Source organism: Serratia sp. KH_031 (assembly GCF_057839655.1).
Window position 1 is genome coordinate 2381786 of record NZ_CM174496.1, and the last position, 21687, is coordinate 2403472.

The following is a 21687-nucleotide window of genomic DNA, read 5'->3' on the forward strand; positions in this document are numbered from 1 at the left end:
TAAAAACAAATGACTGCAAATAGCTATCGAGTTGCAATATAAAGTGACGATACTCACATTAAATGCGGCATGCGTCGCAATTTTGTACAAAAGCGGAAGAAAGACTCCCGCTTTACTTTATTCGATCAGCCATATGTGTGCTGTTCAACTGGATAGCCGTACCTTGCCAACCAATCCGTCAGGGCGTCCATCTTCAATGGTTGTGGCTGTTCCACCTTGAACACCGGGCCGAGTGCCATTGGTTTGGCATCGGTTGCCAAGGTACGTAATTCCACCAGATATTCAGCACCAGGGTGACCGGGAAGCCGATCATCAAGGCGTTTGGCGTAGCGCTCTGCTGCCAGCTCGCCGGAGATCTGGTTCCATACCTCGAACACCTGAACCACCCCGGAATGATGTAGATATTGGCTCAATGCTTCTTTAGATTGAAAACCAAACCAAGCATCGACGACATAAGTACAACCCGCTGGCGCCATCCCGACAATCGACCAGATAGCTTGGTAAGCCGCACAACCCAGCAAACGGTTTAATCCACGATCCACATTGTTCATGTTGAGCATAAAAGGTTCTTTGATGCTGTCCAACGCCAGATAAGGCAGTGTGAGACGCTGCGCCAGGCTATGTGCGACGGTGCTTTTACCCGAGGCCGGTACTCCGTTTACTAATATCACCGTTTTACCTATTGGTGCTGTCATATAATAACCATAGCCTCCATTAATTGAACCTGATGGTTTTGCGGATAATATTACGCAACTCATCCATCTTGGTGAAAATAATATCGATATGTTGGTGGTAGTGTTTATTTTTGGCGAAAATCTTTATTGCGCGGTTATATTCAAGCATTAATTGCTTGTGAATTTCACTCGCACTTGAGTTCTGTGCCAGTTGGTTTTCCAACTGTTCTATTTTTTTTAATATTTTATCTGCTTGTGGATCATTGGCTTCTTCCTCTGGCCTTTCTTTTGCTGACTTTTTCAAGAAATTGAACATAAGTGTCTCCAGCCACGACGAATGCTGTGGCAGTTAATTAAAAGGGCGACCTATTGAAATATACCCGTCATACTTGAAGCTGCATCTTTGTTGGCTACGTTCGCGCACCCGAATCACTTACTGGCGTAAGCTCATCGGGATTTACTCACTTGCCGCGTTACTCGGCTACGCCTCGCCCTGTTAGGGCCAGCGCAAGCGCTGTTCAAAAAGGCTGGAGCCTTTTTGTGATGCAACTCCAATTATTTTGGGTATAGACGTTACTTAAATAGATTAATTTTTTCGATTAATACATTGGTAACCGCATTATTGGCCGGAATAAGGAATTTACGCACGCTGTCGTTCACTTTGCCTTTTTCAAATGTCTGTTTGCAGTGACCCACCCATTGCACATTCATTTCTGTGCCGACATTCACCTTTTCAATACCACTGGCCACCGCGCGGTGCATATCTTCGTCGCTGACGCCGGTACCACCATGCAACACCAAGGGGATATGAGTGGCGGCGGTAATTTCTGCCAGGCGCTGGTGCTGAATATGCGCTTTGCCGGTGTAAAGACCATGTACGGTGCCGATGGATATCGCCAGCATGTCAACACCAGTGGCGGCAACAAACTGTTTAGCGTCTTCCACGCTGGTGAAACAGATCTCTGCTTCTGCGACCATTTTACCATCTTCAGAACCGCCAATGGCACCTAGCTCGGCCTCTACCGTGACGTTATGAGGCCGCGCTAGTTCGATTGCTTTACACGTATTGGCGATGTTTTCTTCTATGTTCAGGTGTGAACCGTCGTACATTACCGAACTAAAACCGGCATCAATCGCGGTTTTTATCGCCGTTAGGTCTGAACAGTGATCAAGATGCAGACAGGTTGGTACATTTTGGCTGGCGGCCAGTGAACGCACGGCATCAACGAGTAGCGCGTAACCCAGATATTCTGCGGTGCCGGTTGAGATCTGGATCATCAGCGGGCTATTAGTTTCTTTTGCGGCACCAAAGTAGGCCGGTAGCATCTCCAGACAATGCAAATTGAATGAGCCGATAGCCTTGAAACCACGCTGTTTCGCAATGGTTTGTAACTGATTGAAGTTATACAGTTTCATGAGTTTTTTCTCCTTGGTGTTTGGTCGATTTACCGTTGACGAACCATGCGATGAGCGCCACGAAGACAACGAAAGCGAGGACGAACAGCCAATCACCTTGGAAGGCATGGCCGAGTACCAATCCGCTGCTGATGACGTCGGAATCACTGAATGTCAGGCCGACAAAACCGTAACTCTCCAGCATAGGCACCAGAATGGCCGGTAGGAAAGTGATGAACAGCCCATGTACGACGCCGCCAATCATCGCTCCGCGGCGACCACCAAGCGCATTGCCGAAAATGCCTGCGGTGCCACCGGCAAAGAAGTTGGTGAGTAGGCCAGGCAAGATCATCGCCAGGCCGAACATTGGGAACACCAACATGCCGATTACTGATCCCAGCGTAGTGGCCAGAAAACCGACGATGACCGCGTTGGGGGCATAAGGGAACAGTACCGGGCAATCCAAGGCTGGTTTGGCGTCAGGCACAATACGCATCGCAATGCCACGAAATGCAGGCACCAATTCGTTAAGTAGCAGGCGCACGCCGCTGTAAAGAATGAACACCCCGGCAACAAACTGAATGGCCTGCATGAGCGAATACATCAGGTAGTTCATACCACCAGAAAATTGCGCAATGTAGGTAGGGCCGGCGGCGAAGGCGGGGATCAAATACATCGGGATCATCACCACCGCCATGGAAAGATAGGTATCTTGCAGAAACTTGAAATTATCTGGCAGCTCAAGATCTTCCGTTGAACGCGAACCTTTGCCTACCACCTTAGCGACGGCAGCCTGTACCAGATAACCAATGGTGCAAAAATGCCCTAGAGCGACATCGTCAGACTGAGTAATTCTGCGCACTATCGGTTGTGCCAGAGCTGGCATCACTACCGCCATGATCCCGCCGAAAACGCCCCCAGTGAGGATTAACGGCAATCCGGTCAAACCGGCCTTATAACCAATCACCGCGCCAATAGTCGCCATCCACAGCAACGCTTGACCGGTGAGAAAAATATATTTGAATGGGGTTAAGCGGGCGATCAGAATATTGACGGCAAAAATCACCAATAGCGTCAATGCCACCTCAGAACCCAGTTCACGGTTAGCCACACCTGCAATGGCGGCAACATCGGTAATATAGCCGTGCATCCCGAAACCGTGGGTAAAGATACTGTTCAGATAGGTGAGGGTGGCGACGATGATATTGATACCTGCCATCATTATCAAAAAACCAAGCAGCGTTTTAAACGTGCCTTCCGCGACTTTGCCCGTCGATTTTTTTTGCAGCAATAAACCCAGCATAGCAATCAAGGCAATTAATATCGATGCCTGCCCGAGTAGATCCTTTACAATAAAGTTAATCACACTATTCATGATTGACTTCCTTTAAGTTACGTTCATTCAAAAAGGCCATGATCTTCTGTTCGATTTCTGTTTTGTCTGTCAGTCGATGTAAAATAATAACGCGTTTTTTTTCTTCCTCACTGGCATCGGCATTTAATATATCGGCAAAGGTTTTTTGCGTAAGAATAATATCGAACTTAAATGCACTGGCTTCTGAAATCGTGGTGTGGTCGATCTCAGCTTCTATTCCAAGTTTTTTCAGCACCGCGTTTGCGCTCATTTCAATAGCAAAACTGGAGCCGAGGCCACAGCCACATACGCACAAAATTTTAAGCATGGGACATCTCCTCAGATTATATTTAACTGCTTGGCGAGTTTGTAATGTGGTCCTTCTGTATCAACCAGTCGTTTTTGCATACTGATTAAATCAATGGGAATGGCTTGATTACTGCCGTTAATAATGATGGCTTTATTACGCATTCCTGCATCAATGCAGCGCACCACTTCATTGGCAATTATTGTGCCTTGGTAGATCTCTTCACCGGTAGGATCGCCGCTACGCAAACCATAGCCAATAATGGTTTTACGAATACGCACGCCAATCTGCGGTTCCAGTTGTTTGATCAGGGTGTCGATCGCTCCTTGAAATCCGGGGGAATATTCTTTGGTGTAGCCCTCAGAACACAACAGAATGACGCTATTTTGCTGCAACAGCCGAGCTGTGATCTTTGTTGCCAGCAAGGGTAACGGCTGCTGACACTCTGGGATCAAGGCAAAATCGGCATTGGATTTAAGCGCTGATTGCAGCGTCAACTCGCCACAATAACCGCCCAGCAGTTCAACCATAAACACGCGGCCTGGTAGTGCGCGCCCGGTATTGCGCAATTTGGCGACTTCTTTGACCACCTGTTCACAGGCGGTCGAAAAACCAATGGTGTAGTGACTCCCATAAACATCGTTATCGATGGTCATGCCTACACCGAAGCAATTAATACCGAACTCACTTAACCTATGTAAAAATTGCAGTGAGCCATCACCCCCGGCCATAATTAATACGTGAATATGTAATGCTTTAAGCTGCTTGCTGATGGTTTCATATTCATGACGCAGCAAGCGTTTTTCAGTACGGCCAGAAGTTATCATCGGCATGGCCGAAATAGAGAAATCAGCTAGCTCACGCATAGTTATTTCTGCATGACAATTGGATAATATCCCCGAAATACCACCATGGAATAAAATAATATCTGCCCGAGCTTGTTTGGCGATGTGATAAATAAAATTATTGATTCCTGCACCATCGCCACCACTGATTACCACTCCGATTCGCATAACAACCTCCATTTCGAATGCTATGGCAGCATTGTTAATATTAATCCGATGTAAATTTGCAACGAATGTCACAAAATGGCGAAGGAATATTTTGTCTATGGTATTGACATGATCTTTGATGAACTAGTGTTTGAGATAAAGGTCACAACTATTTTGTTAAATGACAAAGTTTTGCTTTTTATAAATTAATTTAAATCAAAAGCTTGTGATTGTTATATTTAAACGTGTTAGCTGAACGAATTACGTGGAATTTATCGAGGAAGGGGAATAATGGATTTGTGATGTTTCTCGCATTACTTAGATAGAGAAAATAACCGAATGAGCCGATTGCGGAGAAAAGACGTTATTGAAATAATTAATAAGAAAAGCCATCTAATAATCAAATGGCTTTGATGTCGTGGTGATGTATTCAGGCTGAAGCCAAAAGGAACTCCAGCCCGCGAATCAGTTTATCGACACCCGCTTCCACTTTGCTACGTGGACAACCGACGTTTAGACGCAAGAAACCGCGACCTTCTTCACCGTAGGTAAAGCCGGGCATAATCGCGACTTTTTCACGTTCGATCAGCACCTGTTGCAGTTCTTGATCGTCAATGCCTAACGGACGTAGATCGATCCAGGCTAAATACGTCGCCTGCGGAGGTTGCCAATTTAACGCTGGAAATGCTTGGTTCAACCGCTGTGCCACGTATTTCAGGTTGTCTTGCAGATAAGCGCGCAATTCGTCTAGCCAAGCCTCGCCGTGACGATAGGCGGCGATGTGCGCCACAATCGCCAATACCGCCGGGGAAGAGAGGCCGTCGCGACTTTTCAATTGCAACATATAGGCCTCGCGTGCGGCGGGCTCGCTGATAAAACCATAAGCGCCGGTCAGAGCAGGGATGTTAAAGCTCTTGGTGCCGGAGGTCAGCAGCGCCCAAGGGCTGGTTGCTACTTGGCTCCATGGGGTATGACGTTGCTCGCCCCAGACCATATCCATATGGATCTCATCGCTGATCACCTTGACCCCGTGACGCTCACACAATTCGGCCATCTGGGCCAATTCCTGTTGGCTCCACACTTTACCGGTCGGGTTATGTGGGCTGCACAGCAGCAGGATCTTGGTCTGTGGGCGCGCTAATAATGCTTCCAGATGCGCCATATCACAGTGCCAATCGTTCTCGACCTTATTCAATGGACAAGCTAATACCTGACGTTGATTACCGAGGATCGTCTTGTAGAACGCGTCGTAAGCCGGGGTGTGAGTCACGACATAATCGCCCGGCGCAGACCAGATGCGGATCAACTGCGCCACCATATAGATCACCGAAGGGCCATACACCGCCATATCGGTATCCATTGGCGCATTAAAGCGTTGTTGATACCAATGGCGTACCGCACCGAGAAAATCCTCATGTTGCCAGCGGCTATAACCCAAGACGCCGTGTTGCAAGCGCTGCTGGAGCGCCTCCAGAATGCAAGGCGCAGTAGCAAAATCCATATCAGAAATGGTGAACGGCAGCAGATCGGCAGTACCAAAACGATCGGCGATGTAATCCCATTGGGTACACCAAGTACCGTGCCGATCGACTGGGGTAGAGAAATCAAACATTAGCGGCTCCGTTCAGCGCGACATCAGGTTGTGCATCAGCTATTAGTGAGTCTAATTCATCTTTCACCGATTGCACCTGCGGACCAATCACCACTTGTAGGTTGTGCTCGTTGAGATGCACCACACCAATGGCGCGGTTGGCTTTCAGCACCGCATCGTCAACTTTGCTCATATCGTTAACCGATAGACGCAGACGGGTGATGCAGTTATCCAGCGAGATGATGTTATCGCGGCCACCCAACGCGGCCAGAATAGCGGGCACGTTGTAACCGGATTTACCGACAGCACCCACTGGCGCACTTTGGCTGCTGGTGGTTTCAGTTTCACGACCCGGTGTTTTGATGTTAAAACGCTGGATAGAGAAGCGGAAAATAGCGTAGTAGGCAGCAAACCAGATCGCCGCAACCAGCGGTACCAGATACCACTTAGTAGCAGTGCCATGCAGGATACCGAACACCACAAAATCGATGATATTGCCGTCGGTGTTACCGATAGTGACACCCAGCAGCGCCATCACGGTGAAGCCCAAACCGGTCAGGATGGCGTGAATTAGATACAAGAATGGTGCCACGAACAAGAACAGGAATTCGATCGGTTCAGTCGTTCCACCCACCACGCAAGCGACGACACCTGAAATCAACAGCCCTTTGATCTTATGACGGTTCTCTGGTTTAGCGCAGTGATACATCGCTAAAGCTGCCCCTGGCAGACCGCCGAGGAAGGCAGGCATCTTACCTTGTGACAGGAAACGCGTTGCGCTTTCGGCAAAACCGGTGGTGGTTGGGCAGGAGAGTTGCGCTTGGAAGATGGTTAATGCGCCGCTAACGCTATGGCCGCAAACGTCCAGCGTACCGCCCGCTTCGGTAAAGCGGATCAGCGCGACCAGAATGTGGTGCAAACCGAATGGTAGTAACAGACGCTCACCGGTACCGAAAATCATCGGACCGAAAGCGCCCGCTTCGTCGATCACTTTACCCAGACCATTAATACCGGCAGCAAACCATGGCCAGATCAAGGGGATCACTAAACCACACAGACCGAGTACCACGGTGGTGACGATAGGGACAAAACGAGTACCGCCGAAGAAGGCCAAAGCATCTGGCAGGCGAATGGTGTTGAAGCGCTCATGCAGCAGATAAACGATGATCCCGACGATCACCGCACCGAGAATACCGGTATCAATCGACTGAATACCCAAGATATTTTGGATATTATTGGCTTTCAGTACCAGCGGGTCGGTAGTTGGCAACACACCGTTGGTGGTGAGATAGAAGTTGGTCGCCAAGTTTAATACAGCAAAACCGACAAAGCCGGAGAACGCCGCGACGCCTTTGTTCTCACGCGCCATGCCCAGCGGGATGGCAATCGCGAACATCACTGGCAGGAAACTGAAAGCAAAGGAACCTACCTTACTCATCCAAGTGAAGATCAATTGGAAGATCGGATGGCCGATGAACGGCAACAGGGTGATGACATCTCGGCTACTCAGCGAACTGCCGATCCCCAGCATGATGCCGCAGAAAGAAAGGAGCGCCACCGGCAACATAAAGGTTTTACCGAGGCTTTGGAAAAACTCCCAAAGAGTGATTTTTTGTCTTTTAGACGCTGACATACCGATGGCTCCTGGTGAAAAAGCGTGCAAATGTTGTTTGTATTCTGTTTAGATAAAATAAGATAAAACGTTTTACCTAACAAAAATGCGCCATTAATCACAATTACGTTGCTGCGTTTGCGGCGACAATACATCCGTAGGTAAAACGTTTTACTGTTCAAAGCTTTTCGGTATACCCTTGACGACAAAGATTCAGGACGTTAGCGACGTTATGACGATAAAAAAGATCACCATCACCGAAGTTGCCCAACAGGCTGGCGTTTCCGTCACGACCGTTTCGTTAGTGTTGAGCGGGAAGGGGCGTATTTCACCCACCACTGCGGCGCGGGTAAATCAGGCGATCGAACAACTGGGTTATGTGCGCAATCGACAAGCGGCGACATTGCGTGGTGGCGAATCGGGGGTGATCGGCCTGATCCTGCGTGATATTTGTGAACCCTTTTATGCTGAAATGACCGCCGGTCTGAGTGAGGTTTTGGATGCTCACGATAAAGTCCTGTTCCTGACGCAAAGCGGGAATGAGGGTAAAGGCCTAGCGCGTTGCTTCGATACCTTATTGGCACATGGTGTGGATGGCATGGTGTTGGCGGGGGGATTACGTTCGATCGGTGACTTGCAGCAAAAAGCCGCCGAACATGGCGTACCCTTGGTTTGTGCTGCGCGCTCGAACGAGCTAGAAGGCATCGATGTGGTTCGCCCTGATAACATGCAAGCGGCGAAAATGGCGGTGGAGTTGCTGATCAAACGCGGTCATAGTCAGATTGCTTATCTTGGTGGCTTGAGTGATTCCCTGACCCGAGCTGAACGGCTGGGCGGATTCTGCGCCACGCTAGTGCAAAACGGTTTACCATTCCGCTCCGATTGGATTGTTGAATGTGATTACCGCCAACATGCGGCGGCGGATGCCACCGAAGCGTTATTGCGTAAGAATCCTAATATCACAGCATTAGTCTGCCACAAGGCCTCGATCGCCATGGGCGCCTATTTCGGTATCATTCGCAGCGGACGTGGCATTGGTTCAGAAGGGATGGACAGTTTTTATGGTCAACAAGTGGCGTTAGTCGGTTTTGGCGATGTGCCAGAGGCTGAACTGACCGAGCCGCCACTGACTATTATCTCCAGCGCCGCGCGTGAAGTCGGCCGCAGCGCCGCCGCTCGTTTGCTGCAACGCATCGGTGATGCAGATTTACCCACGCAAGACGTGATCTTGCCACCGGTCATGATTAAGCGTGGTTCGACCTAATAAAAAAGGGTCACCGTAGTGACCCTTGTGCAGTAATTTGCATAAATTATTGCTGTGGCGCAGGAGCCGGAACAGGCGCTTCTTCTTCCGGTTGCGGCGCACCAAACAACCCAAACATGCCGACGAACTCTTGCAGTGACATTTTGTTGCCGTTCAGCGTCACTTGGTTATCGGCATAGTTGAAGCTGGTGCCAATAACATCGTCTTTCAGCGTGGTGAGTTTGAACATTTGTCCCATTGCCGCCAGACTTTGCACCTGCTGCTGCGCGGCTTTTTGTGCATCTTCGGCGCTATAACCTTGCAACTGGGCGGCTTGAGTGGTGACTTCAGTCGCCATTGGCACTGGAATGCTCAGGTTGGCATCCAGCTTTTTCACTGTACGGGCGATCATCTGATCAAGAGATTCCGCAGGGGAACCGGTTTGATTCGGATCGGTCAGATCCAAATTCAGCGTGAAGGTACTTTCGCCTTTGCTGTTTTTCCAACTCAGTGGGGCGATGCTGAGGGTCGGATTACCTTTCAACAACAGCGGTAGATTTTGCAGCGCAATATCCGTGGTCTGTTGTTGATAATCTTCAGGGTTCAGTGAAGTCCCTTGTTGAACCATCGCCATCACTTGTTGGTTGTAACGATCGGCAAACTCTTTCAGTGCTTTAGCATCTAATTTATCGAGCTTTAACGCTAACTTAGCTGAACCGAAGTCTTTACCTTCAACTTTCAGTGCATCCATGCGGTAATCGATTTGGCCGTTCAGGTTGCTGTCTTTCTCACCAAATTGACTGGCCAGATTGAAACCGTCCAGCGTCATGGCTTCTTTGCCATCAACCACAATTTTCAACTGCTTCACAGCCATTGTTTGATTACCCAAGCTCAGATCAAACTGACCGGCGTGGGTATTGGTGTTCAACGACATTCCTTGCAGGGAGACTTGCTCGGTCTGACCGTATTGGTTTGGACCGTTGATCACCAAATTATCGCTAGTCGCATCCAGCTTGATGGCTTTCATATCGCGTGCGATATCGGCGTCAATTTTAGCGCCACTGAATTTCAGTGAGTTTTTATCTTTCTGATAATCAACCGGAATGATGTCAATTGCCGAAGAGGTATCACCGGTATAGGAGATACGTGAATCGGCGGTAAATAACGATTTACCTTTGGTGATATCAAACAGGGCTTTCACCGCTGGCGTGTTTTCCATTTCGGTATGTACCGACGCCATGCTCGGGATCAGGTTGAATTTCTTTAACTGAGCGAACGGGAATGGACCGTGATCGATAGTTTCCATAAAGGCAACTTCATCACCTGCTTTCAACGCGGCGTCATCGGTAGTGATGGTTCCGTCGGAACGCAATACGTAACGCACTTTACTGCTGAATAGGCCACGCTGGTATTGCTCATAGCTCAGTTTGACACCGGCTTTCGGCAAATAGGTTTTGATCTGGCTGTTGGCGTTATCAACCACTTCACCCATCCGTTGTTCGATGAGCTTGCCGGTATACCAGGAAGCCCCAGTCCATGCTGCGCCAAGAACCACAATGACGCTGACAGCGACTAACGATTTTTTCATAGCTCTGTTCATCCTTTTATACGGATAGAAAAATTGGGCAAAATGGGATCATAAAAAACGCCCGCAGGCGTTTAATTGTGGGGCTAAGCCAGTGTTTAATCAACAATATTACGACAACAGATTATAAACACGTGCAATACGTCCGTGACCGCTGACGTTAACCGGCGATTCATAAGCCGCAATAAAGCAGGATTCACCCGGTTTCAACGTGACTTTCTGACCGGATTTTTCCAACACCGTTTCACCCGCCACGCAGAACACGATGGCCGCGCTTTGTTGCGAGAGTGCTTGTGGCGCCGCGGAAAGATTGTGCAATGAGAAAGCAAAATCATCGACTGGGATCGGGAAGAACAGCTCATCGCCACGCTTTTCTGGCTGAGTCAGTAGGCCAGATGCGGGTTGTGGACGAAATTGCAGATTGGCCAACAATTCTGGAATATCAATGAACTTCGGTGTTAAACCGGCACGCAAGACGTTATCTGAGTTGGCCATCACCTCCAGCGCTACACCATTCAAATAGGCGTGAGGCGTTTCGGCATACAGAAACATCGCTTCGCCAGGTTTCAGTTTCACCACGTTCAGCAGTAACGGAGAGAACAAACCGCTATCTTCAGGATAGAAGTTGGCGATAAAGCGGATGGTGTCCCAAGGTTCGCCTTGTTGATGGTTTAGGGCTGATTTCAGTACGCCGAGAGCCAAGGCTTTCTGCTCGCCACTCATCGCTAACAGACTGGCAAATAGGGTAGATAGATGTGTGATGTCTGGCTGTTGCAGGAAAGCGGCGATATCGTGGTGCGCAGCAGACAACGGTTTCAGCAGCGTTTCGATGTCCGACAATTCACGAAAACCATTCATCGCCAAGAAATCGGTCAAAGCAAACACCAGCTCTGGCTTATGGTTCGGATCTTTATAATTGCGTTCAGCCGCGTCCAGTGGAATACCTGCGGCATTTTCTTTGGAAAAACCGACTTCGGCAGCGCTTTTACTTGGGTGAACTTGAATCGACAGCGGTTGATCGGCGCACAGCACTTTGAATAAGAACGGCAACTCGCCAAAGCGTTTAGCCACTTCGGCACCTAACTGTTTCGGTTGATCGTCATCGATCACCGCACGTAGGGAACGCAATGAGCCATCGGCGACAGCAATCTGAGAAGGGCTTTTCGGATGCGCCCCCATCCACAGTTCCGCCATTGGTTTGTTTTCAGGGTTAGCGATGCCATACAGCTCGGTGAGCGCGTTATGGCTGCCCCATGCGTAGTTTTGTACCGCATTGGTCATTTTTTGCATCATTACTACCTGTGCTTAATAGAAAAATTACCGCTAAGTAAACTATGCACCCACAGTGCTTGCAAGGAAATACAGCGAAAAATGCGCTTGTGACAGTATGTTAATGCGAATAATTATTATCTATCTATACTCAAAGTGACCATTTAATAAGGAGACCATGATGGCAGCCGTACGTATAGAAAAAGACTCTATGGGGCCGATTGAAGTCCCAGCCGATAAGCTATGGGGCGCTCAAACCCAACGCTCTCTCGAACATTTCCGTATATCCTGCGAAAAAATGCCCCCGGCGCTGATAGACGCGTTGGCGCTGACCAAACGCGCCGCCGCCAAAGTGAATATGGATCTGGGGCTGTTACCTACCGATCGCGGTAATGCCATTATTCAGGCTGCGGATGAAGTGCTGGCCGGTCAGCATCCTAACGAGTTCCCACTGGCGATTTGGCAAACCGGCTCTGGCACTCAAACCAACATGAATATGAACGAGGTGCTGGCCAACCGCGCCAGTGAACTGTTGGGCGGAGAGCGGGGCGAAGGACGAAAGGTTCACCCTAATGACGACGTCAATAAAAGCCAAAGCTCCAACGATGTTTTCCCTACTGCGATGCATGTGGCGGCAGTGATTGCGCTACGCGAGCATTTGATCCCTGAACTGAAAGTGCTGCAAAAGACGTTGAATGCCAAAGCCGAAGCCTTCAAAGACATCGTGAAAATTGGCCGCACGCACTTGCAAGACGCCACACCGCTGACGTTGGGGCAAGAGATTTCCGGTTGGGCGGCGATGCTGGCCTACAACCTCAAACATATCGAAAACAGTATTCCGCACATTGGTGAGCTGGCGCTGGGGGGGACGGCGGTGGGAACGGGGCTGAATACCCATCCAGAATATGCGGTGCGCGTTGCCAAAGAACTGGCGGAATTGACCAAACAACCGTTCATTACTGCGCCGAATAAATTCGAAGCCTTGGCGACTTGCGATGCCTTAGTGCATGGGCATGGCGCATTGAAAGGGCTCGCGGCCTCGTTGATGAAGATCGCTAACGACGTACGCTGGCTGGCTTCGGGGCCGCGTTGCGGTATTGGCGAAATTGCGATCCCGGAAAATGAACCGGGTAGCTCGATCATGCCGGGTAAGGTCAACCCGACCCAATGTGAATCCATGACCATGTTATGTGCTCAGGTGATGGGTAACGATGTGGCGGTGAATATTGGTGGTGCCTCCGGCAACTTCGAACTGAATGTGTTCCGCCCGATGGTGATCCATAATTATCTGCAATCGATTCGTCTACTGGCTGATGGTATGAATAGTTTCAACGAACATTGTGCCGTAGGTATCGAACCGAATCGTGAGCGAATCAGTCAGTTACTGAATGAATCGCTGATGCTGGTGACGGCGTTAAACACCCATATTGGTTACGACAAAGCGGCTGAAATCGCCAAGAAAGCGCATAAAGAAGGGCTGACGCTGAAAGGCGCGGCGCTGAAACTGGGTTATCTCACCGAGGCTCAGTTTGATGAATGGGTACGTCCGGAAGATATGGTTGGGAGTATGAAGCACTAATCCATTGATTTATCTTCTTCTCTAGGGCTTATTGGATAAGCCCTTTTTTATGGAGAAAACCCATGTCACGCAGCCAACGCTTACTCGATCTGATGCAAATTCTACGTTGCCACCGTTACCCGGTTGCGGGGCACGTGTTAGCGCAGGAGTTAGGGATCAGTATGCGCACGTTATATCGTGACATTGTCACCTTACAGCAACAAGGAGCGGATATTACGGGAGAAGCCGGGGTGGGTTATGTGCTGAAACCTGGCTTTATGTTACCTCCACTCATGTTTTCTCAACCAGAGATTGAAGCATTGGTATTGGGAATGCGTTGGGTGAAGCGACACGGTGACAGTCAATTAGCCTCGGCGGCCAATAATGCGTTGGCAAAAATTGCCGATATATTGCCAAGCGAACTACGTGATGAGTTGGAAGCTAACACACTATTGATTGGCCCGGTCGATACGGTGCAGGTAGCCGATGAGATACTAGTGCGATTGCGTGAAGCGATCCGACATGAGCGTAAACTCAGTCTGAACTATCGTGATTATAAGGGGAAAACCAGTTCGCGCATGCTGTGGCCATTTGCTATCGGTTATTTTGAACAGGTCAAAGTGTTAATTGCGTGGTGCGAACTGCGCCAAGACTTCCGGCATTTTCGCTTGGATCGCATCGCGGATTTGATGCCGTTGGATCAACGCTATCCGCGCGGGCGGCGAGTGTTACTCAAGGAATGGCGGGAAAAAGAAAACATCGTCGACACTACTGCCATAAACTGACAGTTGCTTTGGTTAAACTCTTTTCATTAGGAACACATGGGTTCCTAACTTAACGAGGATTTAGCAATGGCAACTCCCAGCATGATCATTATTTACGTTGATAACCCAGAGAAAAGCGCAGAATTTTACCAGCGATTGCTGGGCGAGAAACCGGTCGAGCTTGCACCTACTTTTGCTTTATTTGTGTTGAATAACGGTTTCAAATTAGGGATGTGGTCAAAACATACCGTGGAGCCTGCGGCTCGTGTCATTGGCGGCGGTAGTGAGATTTGTTTCTTGTGCGAGCAGCCTGAACAAGTCGATAAACTCAAGCAGCAATGGCAGGCACAGGGCGTTAACATCATCCAGTCACCACAGCAAATGGACTTTGGCTATACCTTTACCGCCGAAGATCCTGACGGTCACCGTCTACGCGTTTATACCCTTAGCGAATAGGTTCATCGGTATACAAATGTAGCCGCTTCACCAACAGGCGTAGCGGCTTGGCATCGGGTTTGTATTTATGCTTAACGGCGTTGACGTCATAATTCAGCAACTCGCCAATCTTGGGCACTGTCACGCCGTTCTCCACCTGACATAGTGCCAACAATGGCTGTGGGCAGGGATGCTGCACCTGTTTTTGCTGCTGTTGATACCATACTCGTGCAATCGGCTGTACTTTCACCGGGCGCTTAATTTTCAGCACCGCATGTTGCGGTAGACGAGCAACATCGTCGATCTCACGGCTAACCAATTCTGCCCATTGTTCGCGATTATAAGGTGGCACCGCGCGCCCGGCTTTTTGGCTTTTCTCTAACTGCTTGAGAATATCGTCGCGTTTCACGTTTTTAATGATGTGTTTGTTCGCCCAACCGAAACGCACGGAGTCTGGATTGGTGAGTAGGGTGATGGTGCGGTAAGCACTGAGGGTAATCAGCCCATGTAAATGGGTATGCACAAAGTCAAAGCGTTGCTCCGGCGCTAGCCCGGACTCGACGGTGATGATGTGTTCTAGCTCTGCTTTCAGGCGATTAATCTCGCTCACCAGAGAGGTTAATAACAGATATTCTGGTTGCTCTACCGCCAGACAAACCACACCGGGCAGGCGCACCGCAGCCTTGCTGCTAACATGTTGTTTATTGTGATGGATAAACAGTCGTTGATAGTGTTCTAACGCTAGATCGCGTGCTTCTCTACCAACATGCTGAGTGACTTCGATTTGCTCAATCGCGTTATGCTCTTGGCCTTTCTCTATCTCTGGCAAACTGAAAACTCGCGCGGCTAATAAACGCAATGGCAAGATCTGCTGGTGGAGTGTCGCCAGAGCCTGCTCCAACTCGCTAAAACGAGCATTCATCCTGCTGATTAAATCGTAGCTAGTCATCATATTTACCCAATTTAGTTACAACATACATTGTAAGGTATCCAGACTACGGGGGCAACTTCAGTAATCGGGAAAAAACCTGGGCTCCATACTACCCAGGTTTAATAGTAGAAAAAGGAGGGGCAGTTAAAATGATTGGAGGTAATCAATATATCCTTCAGCGTTGCGTTCTAATTCTTCTGGCGAAATTTCAAATTCAGCCCCGTAAAAAGAATAGAATGGCAGATAATTCGCACCGACATACTTTGCTGTCATTTCGAAAGGTAAAAGTATTTCTTGTAATGAATGTTGATAACGACCATTGTGGGTAAAGTCCTCTTCCTTAATACCCGCACTAACGGCTAATGCAAACTTGCGGCCTTTAAGTTTATGTTCGCTAGTTGAGCCGTATGCCCATCCGTAGGTAAATACCTCATCCAACCATTTCTTCAGCAATGGCGGAGAGTTAAACCAATACAGAGGAAATTGTAAAATAATGCTGTCATGCTGTTCAATTAATTTTTGTTCTTTCTCTACATCAATAATTCCGTCTGGATAGGTTTGGTAAAGATTGTTAACGGTATATAAATCCGGATATTTAGCTATCTCGTTCACCCAGCGTTTATTCACAACTGAGTCATTTAAATTTGGATGAATAACGACAATGAGCGTTTTCAAATCATACTCTCCATTTATTTGATTGAGAAATTTTGCGCTTATTCAATGTTTGCATCATAAGTAGCTTTGAATTAAAGTACAATACTGTCATTTTTGATATGTACTATACAAAAGGATAGTGTAGATGGGTCAGGAAACGATTGAAAACCCCTGCGAGCTTTTGGGGGATACGGGGTTTGCCTATACGCTTTCGCTAATTAACGGAAAGTATAAAATGATTATTCTCTATTCTTTGGCCGGAATCAGCCCGATTCTGAGGTTCAATGAGCTCAAACGCCGTATCGAGACAATTTCGTACAGAACGCTAAGCCTAACGCTGAAAGAGCTGGAAAGTGACGGCTTAATTATCAGAAACGAGTACCCGCAAATTCCGCCGAAGGTAGAGTACAGCCTCTCGGAGAGAGGGCAGTCGCTCATCCCTGTTTTAGATATGCTGTGTGAGTGGGGAAACGTCCATCGTGATGATGAGACGGACAAATCAAGCTGATGGAAAGGACGCCCATAAATTACGGGTGATTTCCGTTTTAACTCACGCCAGCATAGCGCAGTAGTGCGGTGACCGCCGCCGCAATCAGGATAACCAAAATTAACGGCACTTTGCGCCATGCCAAGAATACCCCAACGGCAACCCCCATCACGCGAGCCATACCGGCGAAATGGTCACTTTCATAAAACGTTGTGGCGAGTGCAACGGCGAATAACAAGGTGGTGGCTGCATCCGACAATAACGCCTGCGAGCGTTCAGACAGTGCTAATCGATTGCCCAACTTGGCCCCAGCTAAGCGCATCAGGTAGGTTCCTGCGGACAATATAATGATCCCGACAATAATACTGTATGTATTCGTCATTATTTTTTCCTCGCCAGTAAGCCCAGCATCGACAGTAGAACCGGCAGCCCCACCGGAGCGAAGGGGACGCAAGCGAGTGAAATGACTGCGCCACTGCACGAGCGGATCACCGTGGTGCGGTTTTTAAATGCCGGGATCACCAATGCCAACAAAATCGTAGGAAAAACCGCATCTAAGCCGATGGTTTCTGGCGGTGGTAACAATCCACCGACCACGCTACCAAAGAGCGCACCGACTGGCCAAAAGATGGCAATGCCACATAACCAGTAAGCGGCTTTACGCTTTTCCGGCGTGGGTTGCGACATGCCGAACACCACGCTTTCATCGTTCATGATGTGGCAGCCAAAAAAACTGGCTCCACGGGTGCCGACCAAGTTGCGTACCGCAATACCAAACGGAAAGTGCCGGGCATTCACCAACAGCCCGGCCAAAGCCGCCGCCAGTGGATTACCACCGCTGGCAACAATGCCAATAAACATAAACTCGGATGCACCCGCCAATACGGTTAAGGATAAAACCAATGGCACCCACAGAGGGAAACCATAAGCGGTTGCCAGAGAACCGTAGGAGACGCCGACCACGCCAACAGCCAAACAAACCAGAAATATGGCTTTTTTGGTGTCTCCGTTTAAATGCTTAAATGACATAAATAAGCCCATATCGAACATAATGTAGTTTATAATGAACGAAGCTTGGTCATTCATCAAGAGATCGTTCAGCAAGACGAACGATTTGCTATTTTATATCGAACAATAGGTATTAAAACCGTAGGCATCGAATATGACACAACCGATCGACGTTATCGCCAAAAGTCTGCACCGGGAACGTACTCGCACCGGGTTGTCTTTGGCGGAAGTCGCCAGACGAGCCAATATCGCGAAATCAACGCTGTCGCAGTTGGAAGCGGGGAACGGCAATCCTAGTTTGGAAACACTGTGGGCGCTGTGTGTGGCGTTAAATATTCCCTTCGCGCAGTTGTTAGAGCCGCAGGATAGCCGGACGCAGGTTATCCGCTTGGGCGAGGGCACCAAGATTATGGCTGAGCAGGCAAATTATCAGGCTTGCTTACTGGCGACTTGCCCGCCGGGAGCGCGGCGGGATATTTATCTGTTAACCATCCAACCGGGAGCTGACCGTATTTCTCAGCCACATCCTCCAGGTTCGGTAGAACATATCATTATTACTCAAGGGAAAGCGCTCCTAGGACTCACTGAAGCACCGGAAGAGCTTAACGTCGGCGATTACATCTGTTACCCAGCCGATCAGGAGCATATATTCCGCGCTTTGGAACCCGATACCATGGCGATTTTGGTGTCTGAACAGAACTAAACCCGAGCAGCTTCTGTAATGCTAGTCAGTTAGCGTATTTTTGCTGATGCTGTGTAAGTTTCGGTCGCTAAACGTGGGTTGTTTCATGTAATGCAGGCAACTGCGACCGAGCAGGGGAAGCCAAGAGCTGCTTCCCCTGCACCCCGAGCCCTTGCCACATCAGACGGTTGCTGGCGCAACTGCCCGAACTTCGGCACTACGCATAACGGCCGGCTGCGATATACATCCATGTATAACTCGCCTAAAACCGCCGTCCTGGCGGTTTTGCCTATGCTCCGTTTCTCCGTTCGGCGTCTTCAATGGCGTCAACACCGGAGCTCCACTCAGCAGTTGTTTTGCTTTTAATAAGATGAGGTTGCCCGGTGGTTGAAGATTCGGGTGTTAACCTTTAGCGCATCATGGCCAGCCGAACAAGGTGCCGTTGTCAGGGGCAGCCTCCCATGGAGGGGCGGCTGAGGCGATGTGAACAGGGATGTTCATTGAGCCGACCCGTCAGACAACGGCAGTGCCGTGAGGGCGCCCGCGTAGCGGGCTGGTGATGGTAAGCGCAGGCGCGGGTGAAGGGGCAACGCCTTTTTGCCCCTTCAATTGCCGTTCATTATTGTTACAGAGATAACCGCACGTTTGCGGCAATTCCAATTACACCTAATTGGCAAAATAGCTAAAAGACCCAAGCTTAACTGACAAGCATTAAGCAGCTTCTGGCAACTTTTTAAGGTAATGGGCGACCAGCAATGATAACAACAGCATCAAGCTGATAAACGCCACTACGCCGTTCCAACCGAAACTATGCCAGAACACGCCGCCAAGAGTACCGGCAATGCTTGAACCGACGTAATAACAAAACAGGTATAACGACGAAGCTTGTCCTTTGGCGCGGCGTGCGCGGCGGCCAATCCAGCTACTGGCGACCGAATGGGCGGCGAAGAAGCCAGCAGTAAACAACATCATACCGATAAATATCAGCGTTACTGGTGCTAGGGCGGTAATCAGTACCCCGATCAACATAATCAAGATTGAGACCATCAACACCGGGCCTCGACCAAAACGGGTGGTCAGTTCGCCAGCTTTGGGTGAGCTATAGGTTCCGGTGAGATAAACCACGGATAGCAACCCAACAATCGCTTGACTGAGATGGTAGGGGCTCGCCAACAAACGGTAACCTATATAGTTGAATAGCGTAACGAAACTGCCCATCAACAGAAAACCTTCGGCAAACAACAAGGGTAAACCTTTATCGTGCCAATGCAGTCTAAAGTTAATCAGTAAGGTTTTTGGCCGTAGTGATGTCGCCCGAAAATGCTTCGAAGCTGGCAGGATACGCCAAAACATGCAGGCCGCCGCTAGCGCGAACAGACCAATTACCGCTAAAGAAACCCGCCAAGAGAAGAAATCGGTCAGCACGCCGGTGACCAAGCGCCCACTCATGCCGCCGATCGAGTTACCGCTGATATACAGCCCCATCGAAAACGCCACGAAGCTAGGGTGGATCTCTTCGCTCAAATAGGTCATGCCGACTGCGGCAACCCCGCTTAACGAAAGGCCAATCAGCGCACGCATCAGCAAAATCCCTTGCCAACTGGTCATAAATACGCAAATGAGCGTACAGATTGCCGCTAATAGCAGGGCAACCACCATCACCATTTTGCGCCCGATTGCATCTGACAGTGGGCCGGTAAACATCAGACCGACGGCTAATAACCCCGTCGAGAAAGAAAGTGACAGACTGCTTTCTGCTGGCGAAATACCAAAATCTTGCGACAGCATCGGCAAGATCGGTTGTACGCAATACAACAGCGCAAAGGTCGCTAGCCCGGCGGAAAACAACGCCAGCGTAACGCGCATAAATTGCGGTGTACCACGTTCAATGTAAGGGAGTTTATTGAGGGCGGATCTGCGTGTTTTTGGCGCTGTAGCATCATCATTCGCTGCTGGCGTCGGCGGTACATCGACCACAGAACGCAAAGGGGTTGTCACGGTGTTTCCTTACCAAAATCAAATCAAAAGCGATTATCAAAAATCATAGGGAGCGACTAATATTTTGTCTAATATATTAATCATTATGATTGAGACTTTTAAAGTATGAATGTCGAGCTAAGACACTTGCGCTATTTCATCGCTGTGGCCGAGGAACTTCACTTTGGTCGTGCCGCTGAGCGGTTACGGATCTCTCAACCGCCGTTAAGCCAGCAGATTCAGGCGTTGGAAGAGATGGTCGGCGCACGATTATTGGCGCGTAACAACCGTAACGTCAGCCTGACCCAAGCAGGAGAAATGTTTCTGAAAGAGGCCTATCAAGTGCTTGATCAGGTCAATCGGGCGGCGGAAAAAGCAGGGCGTTTTGATCGCGGCGAATTGGGCGAATTAACCATTGGCTTTACCTCGTCAGCGCCGTTTATCAGTGTGGTTTCGCGCAGTTTGCGGGCATATCGTCAGCAACATTCAGAAGTGCATATTAAAATGCGTGAGATCAACACCAAACAACAGATCGAACCGCTACTAAATGGTGAGTTGGATTTGGGCGTAATGCGTAATACCCGTCTGCCGGATGTGCTACATCACCAACTGTTACTGCGCGAGGCTTTGGTGGTTTTGGTGCCAGAAGGGCACCAGCTCAATCAGATTGCGCCCGGTAGTTTGCGTTTCCATCATTTAACCGATGAACCGATGGTATTTTTCTCACGCGAAGTGGGAACGGCGCTGTATGACGAAACGTTATCGTTGCTGGCTAACGCTGGGGTCACGCCAGTTATCACACAAGAAGTGGGTGAGGCGATGACGATTGTCGGTTTAGTTTCGGCGGGGTTAGGTATATCCATTCTTCCAGCTTCTTTTAGCCGTTTAAAAATAGATGGGGTGAATTACTTACCGTTGGCAGAGCCGGAAGCCACCACTGAAGTTTGGTTGGTACATCATCGACAACGTCCTTTGACCGCGGCCGCCAATGCATTGATGGCACTGATGTTAGAATCGTCAACGAGCAAATAAACTGCAAAATACGACGAAAAACCGCGGAATTTGTGCATCAAATCACATAACGAATCAAATAGTTGACGCTGTTTGACAAAAGCCCCACCATAGCCTTCAGTCTTTATTTAGAAGCGCGAAAAATAGTAGGAGCAGGT

Annotated in this window: 22 protein-coding genes; 7 read left to right on the forward strand and 15 right to left on the reverse strand. The window is 49.1% G+C overall.

The window, feature by feature from the left end; genetic code table 11:
* Positions 1 to 125 precede the first annotated feature (125 nt).
* The 8 genes from AC3ISQ_RS10685 to malX form a co-directional block, all read right to left on the reverse strand.
* Positions 126 to 695 (reverse strand): phosphotransferase-like protein, encoded by a 570-nt coding sequence (locus AC3ISQ_RS10685; protein ID WP_489353022.1) that lies wholly within the window; start codon positions 693 to 695, stop codon positions 126 to 128.
* 19 nt (positions 696 to 714) lie between these two features.
* Positions 715 to 990: a hypothetical protein gene (locus tag AC3ISQ_RS10690; RefSeq protein ID WP_489353024.1), complete on the reverse strand. Its 276-nt coding sequence runs from the start codon at positions 988 to 990 to the stop codon at positions 715 to 717.
* 257 nt (positions 991 to 1247) lie between these two features.
* Entirely contained in the window at positions 1248 to 2090 is an 843-nt protein-coding gene (locus tag AC3ISQ_RS10695; protein ID WP_489353026.1) for a class II fructose-bisphosphate aldolase, read from the reverse strand.
* On the reverse strand, positions 2077 to 3444 hold the full coding sequence (locus AC3ISQ_RS10700; RefSeq protein WP_489353028.1) for a PTS sugar transporter subunit IIC: 1368 nt from the start codon (positions 3442 to 3444) through the stop codon (positions 2077 to 2079). The genes AC3ISQ_RS10695 and AC3ISQ_RS10700 overlap by 14 nt, the downstream gene beginning before the upstream one ends.
* Positions 3437 to 3751, reverse strand: a complete 315-nt coding sequence (locus AC3ISQ_RS10705; protein ID WP_489353030.1) for a PTS sugar transporter subunit IIB — start codon at positions 3749 to 3751, stop codon at positions 3437 to 3439. Before AC3ISQ_RS10705 ends, AC3ISQ_RS10700 begins: the two co-directional genes overlap by 8 nt.
* 11 nt (positions 3752 to 3762) lie before the next feature.
* Positions 3763 to 4743 (reverse strand): 6-phosphofructokinase, encoded by a 981-nt coding sequence (locus tag AC3ISQ_RS10710; RefSeq protein WP_489353032.1) that lies wholly within the window; start codon positions 4741 to 4743, stop codon positions 3763 to 3765.
* Between the two features lie 409 nt (positions 4744 to 5152).
* Entirely contained in the window at positions 5153 to 6334 is a 1182-nt protein-coding gene (locus AC3ISQ_RS10715) for a MalY/PatB family protein (protein ID WP_489353034.1), read from the reverse strand.
* Entirely contained in the window at positions 6327 to 7946 is a 1620-nt protein-coding gene (gene malX / locus AC3ISQ_RS10720; protein WP_489353036.1) for a maltose/glucose-specific PTS transporter subunit IIBC, read from the reverse strand. The genes AC3ISQ_RS10715 and malX overlap by 8 nt, the downstream gene beginning before the upstream one ends.
* A gap of 211 nt (positions 7947 to 8157) precedes the next feature.
* Here malX and malI point away from each other — a divergent pair, with 211 nt between their 5' ends.
* Positions 8158 to 9189 carry a Mal regulon transcriptional regulator MalI gene (gene malI / locus AC3ISQ_RS10725; protein ID WP_489353038.1) on the forward strand — a complete coding sequence of 344 codons (1032 nt, stop codon included), beginning with the start codon at positions 8158 to 8160 and terminating at the stop codon, positions 9187 to 9189.
* Positions 9190 to 9235: 46 nt separating this feature from the next.
* On the opposite strand, the gene AC3ISQ_RS10730 is transcribed toward malI, so the two are convergent.
* Both AC3ISQ_RS10730 and manA read right to left on the reverse strand, forming a co-directional pair.
* Positions 9236 to 10756, reverse strand: a complete 1521-nt coding sequence (locus AC3ISQ_RS10730) for a YdgA family protein (RefSeq protein ID WP_489353040.1) — start codon at positions 10754 to 10756, stop codon at positions 9236 to 9238.
* Positions 10757 to 10864: 108 nt separating this feature from the next.
* Positions 10865 to 12043 (reverse strand): mannose-6-phosphate isomerase, encoded by a 1179-nt coding sequence (manA, locus tag AC3ISQ_RS10735; protein WP_489353227.1) that lies wholly within the window; start codon positions 12041 to 12043, stop codon positions 10865 to 10867.
* Positions 12044 to 12203: 160 nt separating this feature from the next.
* Between manA and fumC the strand changes: the two genes are divergently transcribed.
* From fumC to AC3ISQ_RS10750, 3 genes are all read left to right on the forward strand, one after another.
* A complete protein-coding gene (gene fumC / locus AC3ISQ_RS10740; RefSeq protein ID WP_489353229.1) occupies positions 12204 to 13601 on the forward strand; it encodes a class II fumarate hydratase in 1398 nt (465 codons plus the stop codon).
* A gap of 62 nt (positions 13602 to 13663) precedes the next feature.
* Positions 13664 to 14365, forward strand: coding sequence for a helix-turn-helix transcriptional regulator (locus tag AC3ISQ_RS10745; protein WP_489353042.1), 702 nt, complete (start codon positions 13664 to 13666; stop codon positions 14363 to 14365).
* A 66-nt stretch (positions 14366 to 14431) separates the two neighbouring features.
* Entirely contained in the window at positions 14432 to 14800 is a 369-nt protein-coding gene (locus AC3ISQ_RS10750; RefSeq protein WP_489353043.1) for a VOC family protein, read from the forward strand.
* Here the strand turns inward: AC3ISQ_RS10750 and tus are convergent.
* Positions 14790 to 15728: a DNA replication terminus site-binding protein gene (gene tus, locus AC3ISQ_RS10755; protein ID WP_489353231.1), complete on the reverse strand. Its 939-nt coding sequence runs from the start codon at positions 15726 to 15728 to the stop codon at positions 14790 to 14792. The genes AC3ISQ_RS10750 and tus overlap by 11 nt on opposite strands.
* Before the next feature lie 126 nt (positions 15729 to 15854).
* Positions 15855 to 16385: an NAD(P)H-dependent oxidoreductase gene (locus AC3ISQ_RS10760; protein ID WP_489353045.1), complete on the reverse strand. Its 531-nt coding sequence runs from the start codon at positions 16383 to 16385 to the stop codon at positions 15855 to 15857.
* 124 nt (positions 16386 to 16509) lie between these two features.
* Between AC3ISQ_RS10760 and AC3ISQ_RS10765 the strand changes: the two genes are divergently transcribed.
* Positions 16510 to 16872, forward strand: a complete 363-nt coding sequence (locus AC3ISQ_RS10765; RefSeq protein WP_489353047.1) for a winged helix-turn-helix transcriptional regulator — start codon at positions 16510 to 16512, stop codon at positions 16870 to 16872.
* A gap of 37 nt (positions 16873 to 16909) precedes the next feature.
* On the opposite strand, the gene AC3ISQ_RS10770 is transcribed toward AC3ISQ_RS10765, so the two are convergent.
* Positions 16910 to 17233, reverse strand: a complete 324-nt coding sequence (locus tag AC3ISQ_RS10770) for an AzlD domain-containing protein (protein ID WP_489353049.1) — start codon at positions 17231 to 17233, stop codon at positions 16910 to 16912.
* Positions 17233 to 17880, reverse strand: coding sequence for an AzlC family ABC transporter permease (locus tag AC3ISQ_RS10775; protein WP_489353051.1), 648 nt, complete (start codon positions 17878 to 17880; stop codon positions 17233 to 17235). The genes AC3ISQ_RS10770 and AC3ISQ_RS10775 overlap by 1 nt, the downstream gene beginning before the upstream one ends.
* A 133-nt stretch (positions 17881 to 18013) precedes the next feature.
* Here AC3ISQ_RS10775 and AC3ISQ_RS10780 point away from each other — a divergent pair, with 133 nt between their 5' ends.
* Positions 18014 to 18562, forward strand: coding sequence for a helix-turn-helix domain-containing protein (locus AC3ISQ_RS10780; protein ID WP_489353053.1), 549 nt, complete (start codon positions 18014 to 18016; stop codon positions 18560 to 18562).
* Positions 18563 to 19252: 690 nt separating this feature from the next.
* On the opposite strand, the gene AC3ISQ_RS10785 is transcribed toward AC3ISQ_RS10780, so the two are convergent.
* A complete protein-coding gene (locus AC3ISQ_RS10785) occupies positions 19253 to 20539 on the reverse strand; it encodes an MFS transporter (protein ID WP_489353055.1) in 1287 nt (428 codons plus the stop codon).
* A gap of 105 nt (positions 20540 to 20644) precedes the next feature.
* Here AC3ISQ_RS10785 and AC3ISQ_RS10790 point away from each other — a divergent pair, with 105 nt between their 5' ends.
* A complete protein-coding gene (locus AC3ISQ_RS10790; RefSeq protein ID WP_489353057.1) occupies positions 20645 to 21550 on the forward strand; it encodes a LysR family transcriptional regulator in 906 nt (301 codons plus the stop codon).
* Positions 21551 to 21687: the final 137 nt, after the last annotated feature.

Bases quoted from the DNA above. Each gene is read 5' to 3' on its own strand.
- AC3ISQ_RS10750 (WP_489353043.1), top strand. From the start codon at position 14,432: ATGGCAACTCCCAGCATGATCATTATTTACGTTGATAACCCAGAGAAA.
- AC3ISQ_RS10685 (WP_489353022.1), bottom strand. From the start codon at position 695: ATGACAGCACCAATAGGTAAAACGGTGATATTAGTAAACGGAGTACCG.
- AC3ISQ_RS10690 (WP_489353024.1), bottom strand. From the start codon at position 990: ATGTTCAATTTCTTGAAAAAGTCAGCAAAAGAAAGGCCAGAGGAAGAA.
- AC3ISQ_RS10715 (WP_489353034.1), bottom strand. From the start codon at position 6,334: ATGTTTGATTTCTCTACCCCAGTCGATCGGCACGGTACTTGGTGTACC.
- AC3ISQ_RS10705 (WP_489353030.1), bottom strand. From the start codon at position 3,751: ATGCTTAAAATTTTGTGCGTATGTGGCTGTGGCCTCGGCTCCAGTTTT.
- AC3ISQ_RS10695 (WP_489353026.1), bottom strand. From the start codon at position 2,090: ATGAAACTGTATAACTTCAATCAGTTACAAACCATTGCGAAACAGCGT.
- AC3ISQ_RS10780 (WP_489353053.1), top strand. From the start codon at position 18,014: ATGACACAACCGATCGACGTTATCGCCAAAAGTCTGCACCGGGAACGT.
- AC3ISQ_RS10730 (WP_489353040.1), bottom strand. From the start codon at position 10,756: ATGAAAAAATCGTTAGTCGCTGTCAGCGTCATTGTGGTTCTTGGCGCA.
- AC3ISQ_RS10770 (WP_489353049.1), bottom strand. From the start codon at position 17,233: ATGACGAATACATACAGTATTATTGTCGGGATCATTATATTGTCCGCA.
- AC3ISQ_RS10775 (WP_489353051.1), bottom strand. From the start codon at position 17,880: ATGTCATTTAAGCATTTAAACGGAGACACCAAAAAAGCCATATTTCTG.
- AC3ISQ_RS10710 (WP_489353032.1), bottom strand. From the start codon at position 4,743: ATGCGAATCGGAGTGGTAATCAGTGGTGGCGATGGTGCAGGAATCAAT.
- fumC (WP_489353229.1), top strand. From the start codon at position 12,204: ATGGCAGCCGTACGTATAGAAAAAGACTCTATGGGGCCGATTGAAGTC.
- malX (WP_489353036.1), bottom strand. From the start codon at position 7,946: ATGTCAGCGTCTAAAAGACAAAAAATCACTCTTTGGGAGTTTTTCCAA.
- tus (WP_489353231.1), bottom strand. From the start codon at position 15,728: ATGACTAGCTACGATTTAATCAGCAGGATGAATGCTCGTTTTAGCGAG.
- AC3ISQ_RS10745 (WP_489353042.1), top strand. From the start codon at position 13,664: ATGTCACGCAGCCAACGCTTACTCGATCTGATGCAAATTCTACGTTGC.
- AC3ISQ_RS10700 (WP_489353028.1), bottom strand. From the start codon at position 3,444: ATGAATAGTGTGATTAACTTTATTGTAAAGGATCTACTCGGGCAGGCA.
- AC3ISQ_RS10765 (WP_489353047.1), top strand. From the start codon at position 16,510: ATGGGTCAGGAAACGATTGAAAACCCCTGCGAGCTTTTGGGGGATACG.
- malI (WP_489353038.1), top strand. From the start codon at position 8,158: ATGACGATAAAAAAGATCACCATCACCGAAGTTGCCCAACAGGCTGGC.
- manA (WP_489353227.1), bottom strand. From the start codon at position 12,043: ATGCAAAAAATGACCAATGCGGTACAAAACTACGCATGGGGCAGCCAT.
- AC3ISQ_RS10790 (WP_489353057.1), top strand. From the start codon at position 20,645: ATGAATGTCGAGCTAAGACACTTGCGCTATTTCATCGCTGTGGCCGAG.